Consider the following 13708-nt stretch of genomic DNA (forward strand, 5'->3'; position numbering starts at 1 on the left):
TATGAAAAAATATTTAACCATGTTATCGCTGAGTATCGCGACCTTTCCGAGCTCAGCCACGATTGAGCTAACAGAACAACTTTCTTTAAGTGGTTTTGGCTCTACGTCGTGGGCAAAATCCGATAACCCAACTACGGTACTAGTTAACCGCTTTATTGGCGATGAATCTTGTTTCGATTGCGATACCACTTTCGGCATGCAGCTCGATTATTTTCACAAGGCATTTCGGGCATCCGCACAAGTCGTAAAGCGCCCGCAAGACCATTGGAGCTCGCCTCAGCTCGAGTGGGCGTATTTGGCTTATACCTATAAAAACATAGAAATACGAGGAGGACGCTTAAGACTGCCACTGTTTTTGATGTCTGAGTACAACTATGTCGGCCACGCTTTTACCCAAGCCCGCCCACCGAATGAGGTATATGACAGCATTCTAGGTATCATGGCTTATAACGGCCTATCTGCACGCTGGATTCATGACCTCAATGAGCAAGTCGTACTTACCGCCATGCCGTTTGTCGGGTTTAAAGACAATAGTGACGTAACCATCAATGAACGTACTGAATTGGAAATTGAGTCAAACAACACTGCAGGGATGAACTTAACGCTAAGCGGAGAGAGCTATCGTTGGAATTTTTCCTACCTCCACGGCGATTATGATCAAACAACGACGCTCTCTAACATTGAGCAGTCCACTCCCGGTGGCGGAACCACAATCATTGACCGTCTAGTTGAAACAGAAAAAAACAACACGATCGATCTGTTTTCTCTAGGGTTAAGATACGAGCTCGATAACATTGTGATTATGGCAGAAGGACAGACCAGTAATCTTTCCTCATCTTGGTACGCGACAACAAGTTATAATGTAAACAAGCTGACTCCTTATATTGTTTACGGTCAGCAGTTTAATAGTCGGGATAAAAAAAGTGGAGACAGTTTCTTACTCGGGTTGAGATACGACCTAGATTACAACGTTTCCCTGAACGCAGAATGGCAAAGGTTCAACGCCTACAATAATAGCTCTGGCGCGTTTTCATCAGCCCCAAAGGATGACAGTGCGAGCCTTTATACGCTAATGCTCAACTTCGTTTTTTAATGTTTCTTACAGTACCAATTTCCACAACGCTAGGGGCTGTTGCATTAAGAAGGCTTTTTGCAACACGTAACTAAACGCTAAACGACTGGAAGGGATAGAATCGATCAGATAGGTACGTGGCAATCCAAACAGAGACAAAGGTTACTCTATTTCGGTTTGTTTTGATTGCCTTTTAACCGCTTTTCTTTGCGTCGCAGTGCCCGGAAAAACTTTGACTCTTCGTGGTACCAACCAAGGACACTAATTGGGAAGCCCACGAGCATCATAATAAAAACATCCGCAGGGAGTTGTTCCCAAATGTCGCTTAAAGAATGCAGCTCTCCAAAAATGAACAAACCGATGACTTTACCAAGCAGTAATGCACAACAAATCATAAAGAAGGACTTTAATATATAGTGCCATTTGCCTTTTTTACGCTCTTCTCTCCAATAGGCATATTTATATTGTCGGTCGTACATTCATCCCCCTAAAGTAAACTTGCCGTAAGTTTAAGTATCTCGATAGCGTAAAGTGCGTTGGCACCTCTTTAATCATAGTGCGTATCTAAAGTGAATGCTTGTCGTGGCAATAAGAAGGAGAGGTATTATGTAGTAAGAGCTACATAATCTCTGAACGTTATATGTCTTGTGTAATTCGGATGATGCCTGATTTTGCTTATCGCTAGTGTTTTCTGAACACCCAAATCGGGCCGATGAGTAGAAACTGTAAATCCTCAAAAAACGACGGTTTTTTACCTTCAATCTTGTGACCGATAAATTGCAATATCCACAATACGCCAAACAAAAGCATAGAAATATGCAGAACGGGCAACATCAATACCTCTAGAGACCAAATAAGTCCAATGCACGCTAATGTGTAGCCGATCATCATCATGAATACGCTCAGAGACAAACGAAAATAGAAAACCCAAGTGGGGATCACCGCTACCCAAACCCAATTAAGTTCGAAGCCTAATAGTGAAATCTGGGGAATCGACCAAATAAGTCCAACCACAGAAAGGTAAATACCTGGAACTGCGATTGTGTGAATCTTTTGGTTGATAGGGTTTTGGTGACTCTCCCCGTATTCTTTTAGCCATTCAGATAATGCTCGCATATCATTCCCCTTTTCCACCTTCTTATTCTTATATAGCCCGAGGATGAAAAAGGTGCGAATTTTTCCGTAAAGGCTACGAGCAACGAGCGACAAAACAACAGAGGCCAGTGCGTTGCCGATTACTCACCAAGCAACGCTCGTTGTGCTTTCGGCAGCTTGGCAACGACAAGAGCATAAGAGCGTTCACACAAATCTTGAATCAACCCATCCTCGACATCACCGTTAAAATAAACCGTTATCCAATGACGCTTATTTAAGTGATAACCCGGGATAATGTCCGTAAACTGCGACGTTAAGACTTCTCCATCTTCTGGTTTTACTTTTACGCTGACATACTCCCGACCGTTTCTCTCTGCAATGATGGCAAACATCTTGCCTTTGATTTTGTAAACAAGCGCTTCAGGCCCAAATGGGAAATCGCTTTCTGCACACATGAAGGTACTTAAGTATTGTTCTAGTTCTTTGCTTTTCATATCCCCTGCCTCCTTCTGCGTTCTCATTCAAATTGTGGCAATAGCAATTTTAACGCCTGGTTAACCTGCTCTTTTTCATTGCCTTCTAAACCATGCAATAACGATTGCTGAACGTCTACATGCTCCAAAATTAGCTTGTCAATTAAGGTTAAGCCTTGCTCTGTTAGTTCAACGGTGACGCTACGTCGGTCTTCTTTGCTATGGGTTCTGGTAATAAACCCTTTCTTCTCTAGTTTATCTAAGCGATTAGTCATCGCACCCGAAGTGAGCATCATCGACTCTATTAACGCTGAGGGAGTAAGACAATATGGTGAACCAGCTCGACGCAGTGTCGCTAACACATCAAATTCACCCATTTTCAGATCGTACTTCTTATGTAGCTCGGCGACCCTAGATTCCATGTGTTTTGCAATTCGCATTAGTCGACCCATTATTGCCATCGGTTCAGTGTCGAGGTCTGGCTTCTCCCTAGCCCACTGCTCTACCACTCTATCAATTGCATCCATTATTTCTCTCCAAACATCATATATTTTTTATTTTAACATAAAGATACTTTACAAAAAGCCACCTTGCCGATATCGTTACATTTAATTATCTCTACATAAAGATATTTAACATGAACATTTTACTTGCGATGATTCCTGCCTTTTTTTGGGGGACGACTTACGCTGTTACTCAGTTTACTCTACCGGACTGGCCTCCCGTTTTACTTGGTGCTCTAAGGGCACTGCCTGCGGGTCTTTTGTTGCTGGCAATAAAGCCCTCGTTTCCAAAAAGAAGTGAGTGGAAAGTGCTGCTTGTTTTAGGAACCATCAACATCGCTTGCTTCTTTGGTCTCATTTTTGTCATGGCGTTGACGCTTCCTTCTGCCATCTCTGGTGTTGGTATGGTTTCGGTCCCCGTTTTTGCGATGCTGTTTGGTTGGGCGGTCTACAAACGTCAGCCTAGTGGCATTCAAGCGATAAGCGGCGCAACTTTGATTACTTTAGCTTGGTTCTTATTTGATCCTAGCTCTATTTCTCTCGAACCCGTGGGCTTACTTGCGATGATCTCCGCCATTATGTGCATCGTGATAGGAAGTAGCGTAACAAAGTCACTAGGTACAAAAATGCACTGGTGGACAGTGCTAACATGGCAGCTCATTTTGGGTGGCGTGATTATGTCTATCGCAACAAGTGTGCTGGCGATAAACAATCCAGAGCCATATGTTACGGTCGTTCAGGACGTATCCATGACGAATATTCTAGGGTTACTGTGGGTAATTATTCTGAACACCGCATTAGGGTATGGCATGTATGTATGGTTATTACAGCGGATGTCGGTCGTAGATTTTACCTTTGGTGGTATTGCAAACCCAGTCGCAGGCATTGTTTCGGGCCTACTGCTATTGGGGGAAACGTTCACTCCTCTGCAATATAGCTTAATGCTAGGAATGATCGTAATGTCATTACTACCTCAGCTCATTACGTCGATCAAAGCGAAAAGAGCCGCACTCTCCTCCTAAGTAACGTTAATTCCTAACACTCTAGAAGTAATGAGAGTGTTAGGAATCCTCAAGTGTGACCCCATAAGCAGAAATCAGCGCTAACCTAGGCAACTGACACCTTTAAAACGGTACGTTTTGACGTTTTGGCTGTTAAGCGCTTGCAAGGTTAGTCAGGGGCTCTGGTTTAGCGTAAACATAACCTTGAATAAGGTAAATCGCATGCTGAGCCAGGTATTCGACTTGAGCCTGGCTCTCTACACCTTCTGCAATCATCTCACATTCCGCTTTGTTCGCTGCAGACACAATTGAGTCTAGCACTTTCAACTTTTGGTCGTCAGATCCTATTGGATCAATGAACATCTTATCCACTTTTACACACCGGATGCCCAAATCTTGTAGGTAAGAAAAGCCACCATATCCGGTACCAAAATCGTCAATTTTGAACTTGTAGCCTTTATTCGTTAAATACAAAATCTCTTTTTTCGCGGCCTCAGTGTCTTTTACTGGTATTCTCTCGGTCAATTCAAAATGAATTCTATTAGAGATTGGCCAATTTAACTCCGACAGCAACTTCGTTAATACACCTGACTCTAAATGGGAGGAAACAATATTGATGCTGACCCACGTATGCTCGGGTAAGTCACTTAAGTCTTGTATGATTTTACGAATAAGCTGATTCGTCATCGGGATAATCAGGCCACTTTCTTCTGCAGCACCAATAAACATATTTGGTGGCACCATTCCATCACGTCGCGACCATCGAATCAGAGCTTCATATCCTACTGTCTTACCATCGCGACTATCGACAATCGCCTGGTAGTAAGGAATAAATTCTGCATTACTAATCCCATTTTCAATTAGACCTGTAATGGATTTTCTCAAGCTTTTACCAGATATGTATGCAAAGGCAGTCACAAGACCAGCAAGCACACTTACAAGACCGCCCCACAAAAGTACTCTTTCCTGAGCATAATTTTTAAGTTTTTCACCGCTGTATATCTTGATGAGCATGTTGGCTTGAGACTCTCCTGAAAAGAAAAACTCTTTTGATAGTGCGTTTTCTTCTCCTGCAATGTTCGCTTTGCCACGGCTTATCGTTAAATCACCAAATATTGGTTCATCATACTTAAACTCTACAAATAGGCAGTCTTTGCAAGGCGTTTTTATTACCTCGTTAACCCAACTGTTATCAAGCACCCAGAAGACTTCAACGTGTTCATTATCATAAATGACCATCCACTCTATTTGGTCATTCTGTTGCGGCAAAATAAGTGATGCGAAAAAGTTCTCATCCATCTGAAATCGTTCACTACTAAATGGGCGAGACACTTCACTACCAACCGTGGAAAACGTTTTTCCGCCTTCTGTGGTCATCGCAATAAAACGAATGTAACGGTTATAAAAACGTGAGTCGCGTAAAGTTCTTACATCACTATCACTACAAGTAAAATCTAACTGAGCAATCTGCTTCACTATTGCTCCGTCCAAATAGGCAGACCTTTGATTTAAATAATCTACGTAAGCATCTATTTTCGACGCTTTTACCGAGTTGACGTAAAAGTTGGTTATCGAATGAAAGGCCACTACAAATATGGCGATGGGAACTAAGCCGAGTAAAATGGCATACCTTGTATTCTTTGTTATCAAAGTTCGTCCTGCTAATCTGTCAAGCAACCTAAGTGGGATATGAATACTATCTCATTTTTATAGTCCAAAAAGTGAGGAATGACGCTCAATAAAATTATAGACTCAAGTGGCTTTCAGATGTCGGGATTTAGAATGTGAGCACCAAACCACATTCGAGGAGAACAAAGTAGCGACTAAGTGAAAAGTAAGAACGAGCCCAACTGTTAAGTCATCCGTAATAAAAGTGACAACTTGGATCTTGAGCAATACTTTTTAGATAGGCAGCAGATACGCTAAAAAACAAAAAGGAAACGATTGATGCCAACCGCTTCCTTTATTTGTTATTGCTATTTAAAAGTGCGTGAATTACGCCACTTCAAGAATCACTTTTTCCAACTTATCTAGGCCTTCACTAAGCACTTCAGGCTCAATGGTTAGCGGCGGCAACAAGCGAATCACGTTCGCTTTTACTCCACAAGAAAGCAGGATAAGGCCGTTTTCTTGCGCTTTAGAAATCACCGCTTTGGTCATCTCTTGCAGTGGTTTGCCTGATTCTGGGTCAGTAAACTCAATCGCCATCATTGCACCAGTAGTGCGGATTTCACCGATAGCAGGTACTGACTGTTGCAGCTTAGTCATTCGTGCATTGACCACTTCACCAATGCCCATCGCTTTAGTGCACAAGTTTTCTTCTTCGATGATTTTCAGCACTTCAAGACCAGCAACACAACCAAGTGGCGAGCCCGCATAAGTGCCACCTAAACCACCGGGTAGTGCAGAGTCCATCACATCCGCTTTCCCAACTACCGCTGAGATTGGGAAACCACCAGCAATGCCTTTCGCCATTGTCATTAGGTCTGGTTCAATGCCTAGGTACTCTGTTGCAAACATTTTACCGGTACGAGCAAAACCCGTTTGGATTTCATCGGCAATCAGCATGATACCGTGCTTATCACACAGCTGACGTAAGCCTTGTGCAAACGCTTCAGGTGCTTTGTAGAAGCCGCCCTCACCTTGTACTGGCTCGAAGATGATCGCCGCAACGCGTGAAGGTTCGATATCGCAAGCAAATAGATCGTCGATTGCTTGTAAGCTTTGCTCAACGCTGATGCCGTGGAACGCATTTGGGTACGGCGCGTGATAGATTTCATTCGGGAAAGGACCAAAGCCTGCTTTATATGGCGCAACTTTACCAGTTAACCCCATCGTCATATTTGTGCGACCGTGAAAGCCGCCTTTAAACGCTATCACGCCGCTACGGCCTGTATGAGCGCGTGCCACTTTTACGGCATTTTCGACCGCCTCGGCGCCAGTGGTTAGAAAGATCGCTTTCTTCTTAGTCTCACCTGGTGCAAGTTCTGTCAGCTTTTCAGCGAGCTCAACAAATGACGCGTACGGCGTAACCATCGCACACGTGTGCGAGAAGTTATCCAACTGAGCTTTTACCGCTTCACTGATACGTTTGTGAGAATGCCCGGTGTTAGTTACCGCGATGCCCGCTGCAAAGTCGATGTATTTGTTGCCTTCGATATCCCATACGTAAGCGTTTTCTGCTTTCTCGACGTAAAGTGGGTACAGTGCGCCCATGCCTTGAGCGATAACTTGGCTTCTTCTTTCGTGTAGTTGTTGGTTTGTCATTGTCTTGTCCTTAATTAGTTGCCGCCAAAGCAGAGATATTTCACGTCCATATATTCATCGATACCTTGTTTTGCGCCTTCGCGTCCGATGCCGGACTGCTTAACACCACCGAAAGGAGCGACTTCAGTAGAAATCATGCCTTCGTTAATGCCGACCATGCCGTATTCGAGCGCTTCTGCGATTTTCCAAACACGGTGAATGTTTTGGCTGTAGAAGTACGACGCGAGGCCATAGATGGTGTCGTTCGCCATTTCGATCAGCTGTGCGTCACTGTCAAAACGAATCACTGGTGCGACAGGGCCAAAGATTTCCTCAGAGACAATCTTCATGTCGTGAGTAACGTCTTTGAGCACCACTGGCTGCATAAATAGACCATCGAGCTTTTTAAGTTCTGTAACTGGCTTAGCGCCTTGTTCAATAGCACCGTCGATAAGCGCTTGAATGCCTTGCTTTGCCGATTCGCTGATCACTGGACCAATATTCACGCCCTCTTCTAAGCCGTTACCGACGTTGAGCTGCTGAACCGCAGCGTCGAACTTAGCAACAAACTCGTCATACACTTTGCTGTGTACGTAGAAACGGTTCGCACACACACACGTTTGACCTGCGTTACGGAATTTCGACGCCATCGCGCCCGCCACAGCAGCATCAATATCCGCATCATCGAATACGATAAATGGCGCGTTGCCACCGAGCTCCATTGAGGTACGTTTGATGTCAGCCGCGCTTTGCTGCATCAGCACGCTACCGACTTGAGTAGAGCCAGTGAAAGACAACTTACGAATCAACGGATGCGAAGTGAAGATAGCACCTACCTGACGGGAATTTTCACCTAGAACCACTTGCAGCACATCGCGTGGGACGCCTGCTTGGTAGGCAAGTTCTGCGACCGCAAACGCTGACAGCGGCGTAGATTCAGATGGTTTTACGACAAAGCTACAACCTGCAGCTAAAGCTGGGCCTGCTTTGCGCGTGATCATCGCAATTGGGAAGTTCCAAGGTGTAATCGCACAGGCAACACCAATTGGCTGTTTGATGGTCACCAAACGCTTGTCTGCACTCGGCGCAGGAATCGTCTCACCGTAGGTACGTTTCGCTTCTTCAGCAAACCATTCGATAAAACTCGCGCCGTAAAGCACTTCACCTTGAGCTTCCGCTAGCGGCTTACCTTGTTCTAACGTCATCAAACGGCCAAGGTCGCCTTTGTTTTCTAACAGGAGTTGGAACCAACGATTGAGCATACCAGCGCGCGTTTTTGCTGGCAGTGCCGCCCATTCTTTCTGCGCGACATGGGCACGTTCAATACTATTTAAAATGTCGTTTTCGGTTGAAACTGGTGCGTACCCGAGGAGTTCTCCGGTCGCCGGATTAGTCACTGCAATGCCCTGTTGTGGATTCGCTACCATAAACGAAACAAGGCTTTGGTTTTGTATCTGTTGCATGGTCATTCCTTTTGACAACTCATCATCGCCGCTAAGCCAGCGGCGAGTTCATGTTTAAGCAGGGATCTGCTGCGTAATACAGTGAATGTTCCCTCCGCCGAGTAGAACCTCTCTCGACGGTATCGCGATGATTTGGTATTCCGGCATCGCGTTTTGCAAAATATCGATCGCCATAGCGTCGGTCTCTTCGTCCAGCATCGGCAAGAACACATGCTCGTTGACGATAAGAAAGTTCGCATAAGAGGCACTTAGGCGTTCGCCAGCTTGTCGACTCATTCCCGAACTGGCGTCAATGCCATTGGCTTCGCGCTCGCTGTAATGCAACGGACCCGGTAATGGCAAACGGACAATTTCAATATTGCGCCCTTTCGCATCGTGCTGAGATTTCAGTACTTGTTCCGCTTGACGAGATAACGCGTATTGCGGATCACTTGGGTCATCGGTCCAACTCAGTACCACCTTACCCGGAGCGATAACGTGCATCAGGTTGTCAACATGGCCGTCTGTTTCGTCATTGAATAAACCATTTGGCAACCAAATGACTTTTTCGATACCGAGATACGCCTTTAACTGCTCTTCAATTTGCGCTTTGCTCAACTGTGGATTTCGCCCCGGACTAAGTAAGCACTCTTCTGTGGTGTAAAGGGTGCCTTCACCATCGGTGTGAATCGCCCCACCTTCAAGTACAAACGGTGCGCGGTAATGATCAATACCGATGATGTCGCACACCGAACCAGCGACAAGATCGTCCTGCTGCCAGTTGTCGTAAAGGCCGTTGTATTCGCCGCCCCACGCGTTGAATTGCCAACTAATCCCACGGCGCTCGCCCGCTTGGTTAACAAGCACGGTCGGCCCGATGTCTCGCATCCACGCATCGTTAAATGGGATTTCCACCAAACGTACATCTGAGTGAAGCATTTGACGCGCTCGGTCAAAGTTGTGCGAGCACACCGCCACACACACTTTGGTCACTTCCGCGATTAAGTTCGCGATTCTGGCGAAGGTTTCTTGCGCGGGTAATGCGTCATCACGCCAATTGTCTTTCCTTTCTGGCCACGCTAGCCAAACTTCACTAACCGGCTGAAACTCAGCCGGAAAATAGAAGCCATCTTGCGCTGGTGTTGTCGATAACTTCATTTTAACGCCTCTTTAAACGGCTAGTTTGCCAACGCTGGTGTAAAGGTCTGGACGACGGTCGCGGAACAAGCCCCACGCGTGACGCGCTTTCGCTGTCGTAGCTAGGTCGATTTCTGCGTAAATGATGGTTTCACCTTGACGCGGTGCTTCGGCAATTTTTGCACCAGTGTGGTCAGTGATAAAAGAAGAGCCGTAGAACGTCGTCTCGATACCATCATCGACTTCAGTGCCCACTCGGTTTGACGCAATCACTGGAACGAGGTTTGCTGCCGAGTGACCTTGCATTGTACGTTGCCAGTGGTCACGTGAATCCAGTGTCGGATCTTGAGGCTCAGAACCGATTGCAGTTGGGTAAAAAATCGCTTCCGCGCCGTGCAGAGCCAAGCTGCGTGCAAGCTCTGGAAACCATTGGTCCCAGCAAATGCCAGCACCGAACTTACCGAACTTGGTTTGCCACACTTTGAAACCGGTATCGCCAGGGCTAAAGTAGTACTTCTCGCTGTAGCCCGGGCCGTCAGGAATGTGTGACTTGCGGTAGTTATCTAGTACCGTGCCATCGGCATCTATCATTACTAGCGAGTTAAAAAACGTATTGCCCGCTTTTTCAAAGTAGCTGACAGGAATCACCACGCCGAGCTCTTTAGCCAACGCACTCATCTCTTTAATAAGACGACAATTCTCCGTTTCTTCTGCAAGCTCGAAATACTTCGCTTCTTGTTTTTTGCAGAAGTAAGGTGCGGCGAACAGCTCTTGAGGAAGAATCACGTTCGCACCGTTTTGTGCTGCTTCACGAATCGCATTTTTTGCTTTGGCTAAGTTATCTTCCAGATCCCAGCTTTTCGTCAGTTGAAGGGCTGCAAATTTCACTACTTTGCTCATTGGATATTCCTTATCTCTTAAATCGCCAGTTTGTCACGTAGGTTGTAGTAAGCCGCGCCCATTGCCGTAAACGGAATTTGGAAGTGGCGGCCACCCGGGAAGGAGTAATGTTTCAGAGCGGCAAACGCGTCAAAGCGTTCTGCGTGTCCAGTCAAGGTTTCAGCCAGCAACTTGCCTGCTAGGTGAGTACACGTTACACCGTGACCGCTGTAGCCTTGTAGGTAGTAAATGTTGTCTGCAAACGAGCCAAATTGCGGCATGCGTGAGTAAGTCAGCAAGAAGTTACCCGTCCAGGTGTAATCAATCTTGATGCCTTTCAATTGTGGGAAGACTTTCTCCATCTTCGGACGAATCAATGCTTCAATGTTTTCTGGGTCACGTGCGCCGTAAACCACGCCACCTCCGAACAACAAACGCTTGTCGGCGGTTAAGCGGAAGTAGTCAAGCAAGTAGTTACAGTCCTCAACGCAGTAGTCACTGGTCAGCACTTGTTTTAGCTGCTCATCACTCAAAGGCTGAGTCGCCACCACTTGTGTGCCACACGGAATCGCTTTGTTGCTGATGTTTGGTGCCAAACCACCAAGGTAGGCGTTACCTGCCAGTACCACGTACTTGCTCTTCACGCTGCCTTGCGCTGTTTTCACTACTGGGTTAATCCCTTTGTCAATCGATACGACCGCCGACTGTTCGAAGATTTGGCCACCCAGAGAAATAAACGCAGCGGCTTCACCTAACGCGAGTTTAAGCGGGTGAATGTGACCACCGCGCATATCCAACAAGCCGCCAGTGTATACTTTAGTGCCTACCGCTTGTTCTACCTCTCCTGCGTCAAGCAGAGTCAGTTGGTCGTTGCCGTAACGCTCCCAGTTCTTCTTATGTTCTTCTAGCCCTTTGAGTTGTTTACTGTTCAGTGCCGTGAACAAGCCGCCTTGCTTGTAATCACAGTTGATGTCGTATTTGTCGATCAGGCCACGGATGATATCGCCGCCTTCAAAAATCATATCGCACAGAGCTTTAGCTTGGTTTTGGTCGTAACGGCTTTCAATCACGTCAACATCTCGGCTGTAGCTGTTAACGATTTGGCCACCGTTACGACCAGTTGCTCCAAAGCCCACTTTTGCGCTTTCTAGCACAACGACTTTAAAACCTTTTTCTGCAAGGTGTAGTGCAGAAGAAAGACCAGAAAATCCCGCACCGACTACACACACATCGCACTCGATGTCGTTTTGCAACTGTGGGTATTCCGGCATGTTTGGCACAGAGTGCGCGTAGAACGAATCCGTATGCTTGTTCATAGAACTATTCCTTTATTTATCGTAATCGTCAGCAGGCTTAAGGATGGAGGCGAATCCAAGTGGTTTTGGTTTCGGTGAATTTTTCAATCGCGTGGAGAGACTTGTCTCGACCATTTCCGCTCATTTTGAATCCTCCAAATGGGACCGTCATATCACCTTCGTTGTAGTTGTTGACCCAAACCGAGCCGGCTTGCAGTCGTTTTGCTACGCGATGAACGCGGTTGATATTGCTGCTCCAAAGTGCAGCACCTAAGCCGTACTTCGAATCGTTAGCGATCTCAATTGCTTGCGCTTCGTCTTTGAATGGAATGACACACAGCACCGGACCAAAAATTTCCTCCTGAGCGACACGCATTTTGTTGTCGACGTTGTCTAAAATGGTTGGGGAAACAAATGCACCTTGCCCATCGACATCGCCGCCACAACGTACGTTTGCACCTTCTGATTCACCTAACGAGATGTATTCCAACACTTTTGATTTATGATCTTGATCGATAAGCGCTCCCATGGATGAACTTGGGTCCATTGGGTCTTTTGGCGTGAACGCTTTCGACGCTTGAATAACTTTTTCTAAGAACTGATCTTTGATGCTTTCGTGAACAAGCAGGCGGGTTGCCGCGACGCACACCTCACCTTGGTTGTAGAAACACCCTGCGGCGGTTTCTGCTGCTGCGCGGTCTAAATCATCACAATCTTCAAACACGATGTTCGCGTTCTTGCCGCCCGCTTCTGCAAACACGCGCTTTAGGTTGCTCTCACCCGATCTGACCATCAGTTGGCCTGCAATGCGCGTCGAGCCTGTGAAGGCGATGCAGTCTACGTCTTGGTGTTTCGCCAGCGCGTCGCCAGCTTCATGACCAAAACCCGTAATGACTTGGAAAACGCCTGTTGGTAAGCCCGCTTGAGAAGCAAGTTGACCTAGAAATATCGCGGTGAGAGAAGATTTTTCTGACGGTTTTAGAATCACGCTGTTACCAGCGGCTAAAGCAGGACCAAGCTTCCAGCACGCAAGCCAAAGGGGGAAGTTCCACGGTACAACCGCAGCAACCACACCAATTGGTTGATGAGAAATAAAAGCGTGTACATCTTTTTCGGTTGGGGCAACTTCGCCGTATACTTTGTCGATTGCTTCTGCGTACCAGCGTAATGCACTCGCCGCGCCAGGAATATCGGTAGAGAAGCTGTGAGAGATAGGCTTACCGGTATCAAGCGTTTCTAGCAGAGCCAATTCTTCTTGGTTTTGATCAATCAAGTCAGCAAACTGTTTAAGCACTGCTTTGCGATGAGCTGGGCTGCTCTCGCTCCACTGACCGGATTGAAATGCTTGGCGAGCGTATGAAACCGCGAGATCAACATCTTCATTTTGGCAACGGGCGATTTCGGTGAATATCTCATCTGTTGCTGGGTTAACTACCGGGATGGTTTGCCCTGTTAAAGCGGCACTGTATTCACCGTTAATGTACGCCCTGTTTTCGATGTTTAGATTGTTTTTTAGTTCAATCCATTGCTCTTGGGTTTTCATACGCTCTCCTTGTGATCACACA

13 protein-coding genes are annotated in these 13708 nt (G+C 46.3%); 2 read left to right on the plus strand and 11 right to left on the minus strand.

What is annotated here, in order from left to right; all coding sequences use genetic code 11:
• The first annotated feature begins 1 nt into the window (after position 1).
• The gene (locus R7035_RS01175) at positions 2-1093 is read left to right on the plus strand and encodes a sulfate ABC transporter permease (RefSeq protein ID WP_318145932.1); all 1092 of its coding nucleotides are present in this window, start codon (positions 2-4) and stop codon (positions 1091-1093) included.
• Between the two features lie 146 nt (positions 1094-1239).
• Here R7035_RS01175 and R7035_RS01180 read toward each other — a convergent pair whose 3' ends face one another.
• From R7035_RS01180 to R7035_RS01195, 4 genes are all read right to left on the minus strand, one after another.
• Positions 1240-1551, minus strand: a complete 312-nt coding sequence (locus R7035_RS01180; RefSeq protein WP_005377799.1) for a hypothetical protein — start codon at positions 1549-1551, stop codon at positions 1240-1242.
• Between the two features lie 202 nt (positions 1552-1753).
• Positions 1754-2188, minus strand: coding sequence for a DUF962 domain-containing protein (locus R7035_RS01185; protein ID WP_005377800.1), 435 nt, complete (start codon positions 2186-2188; stop codon positions 1754-1756).
• 119 nt (positions 2189-2307) lie between these two features.
• Positions 2308-2661 carry an MmcQ/YjbR family DNA-binding protein gene (locus tag R7035_RS01190; RefSeq protein WP_017633985.1) on the minus strand — a complete coding sequence of 118 codons (354 nt, stop codon included), beginning with the start codon at positions 2659-2661 and terminating at the stop codon, positions 2308-2310.
• A gap of 23 nt (positions 2662-2684) precedes the next feature.
• A complete protein-coding gene (locus R7035_RS01195) occupies positions 2685-3167 on the minus strand; it encodes a MarR family winged helix-turn-helix transcriptional regulator (RefSeq protein WP_017633984.1) in 483 nt (160 codons plus the stop codon).
• Positions 3168-3277: 110 nt separating this feature from the next.
• Here R7035_RS01195 and R7035_RS01200 point away from each other — a divergent pair, with 110 nt between their 5' ends.
• Complete coding sequence (locus R7035_RS01200; RefSeq protein ID WP_017633983.1) at positions 3278-4165, plus strand: DMT family transporter; 888 nt, start codon at positions 3278-3280, stop codon at positions 4163-4165.
• Positions 4166-4297: 132 nt separating this feature from the next.
• Here the strand turns inward: R7035_RS01200 and R7035_RS01205 are convergent, their stop codons facing one another.
• From R7035_RS01205 to R7035_RS01235, 7 genes are all read right to left on the minus strand, one after another.
• Complete coding sequence (locus R7035_RS01205; RefSeq protein ID WP_318145933.1) at positions 4298-5620, minus strand: EAL domain-containing protein; 1323 nt, start codon at positions 5618-5620, stop codon at positions 4298-4300.
• 519 nt (positions 5621-6139) lie between these two features.
• Positions 6140-7411 carry a 4-aminobutyrate--2-oxoglutarate transaminase gene (gene gabT / locus R7035_RS01210; RefSeq protein WP_213911020.1) on the minus strand — a complete coding sequence of 424 codons (1272 nt, stop codon included), beginning with the start codon at positions 7409-7411 and terminating at the stop codon, positions 6140-6142.
• Between the two features lie 14 nt (positions 7412-7425).
• Positions 7426-8853: an NAD-dependent succinate-semialdehyde dehydrogenase gene (locus tag R7035_RS01215; RefSeq protein WP_180773126.1), complete on the minus strand. Its 1428-nt coding sequence runs from the start codon at positions 8851-8853 to the stop codon at positions 7426-7428.
• Positions 8854-8907: 54 nt separating this feature from the next.
• Entirely contained in the window at positions 8908-9990 is a 1083-nt protein-coding gene (aguA, locus tag R7035_RS01220) for an agmatine deiminase (protein ID WP_017633979.1), read from the minus strand.
• Positions 9991-10002: 12 nt separating this feature from the next.
• Positions 10003-10869 carry an N-carbamoylputrescine amidase gene (gene aguB, locus R7035_RS01225; RefSeq protein WP_017820918.1) on the minus strand — a complete coding sequence of 289 codons (867 nt, stop codon included), beginning with the start codon at positions 10867-10869 and terminating at the stop codon, positions 10003-10005.
• A 17-nt stretch (positions 10870-10886) separates the two neighbouring features.
• The gene (locus tag R7035_RS01230; RefSeq protein WP_017633977.1) at positions 10887-12164 is read right to left on the minus strand and encodes an NAD(P)/FAD-dependent oxidoreductase; all 1278 of its coding nucleotides are present in this window, start codon (positions 12162-12164) and stop codon (positions 10887-10889) included.
• 37 nt (positions 12165-12201) lie between these two features.
• A complete protein-coding gene (locus R7035_RS01235) occupies positions 12202-13686 on the minus strand; it encodes an aldehyde dehydrogenase (protein ID WP_064368212.1) in 1485 nt (494 codons plus the stop codon).
• Between the last annotated feature and the right edge of the window lie 22 nt (positions 13687-13708).

It is taken from the genome of Vibrio sp. 1731, from assembly GCF_033339955.1.
Classification (GTDB): domain Bacteria; phylum Pseudomonadota; class Gammaproteobacteria; order Enterobacterales; family Vibrionaceae; genus Vibrio; species Vibrio alginolyticus.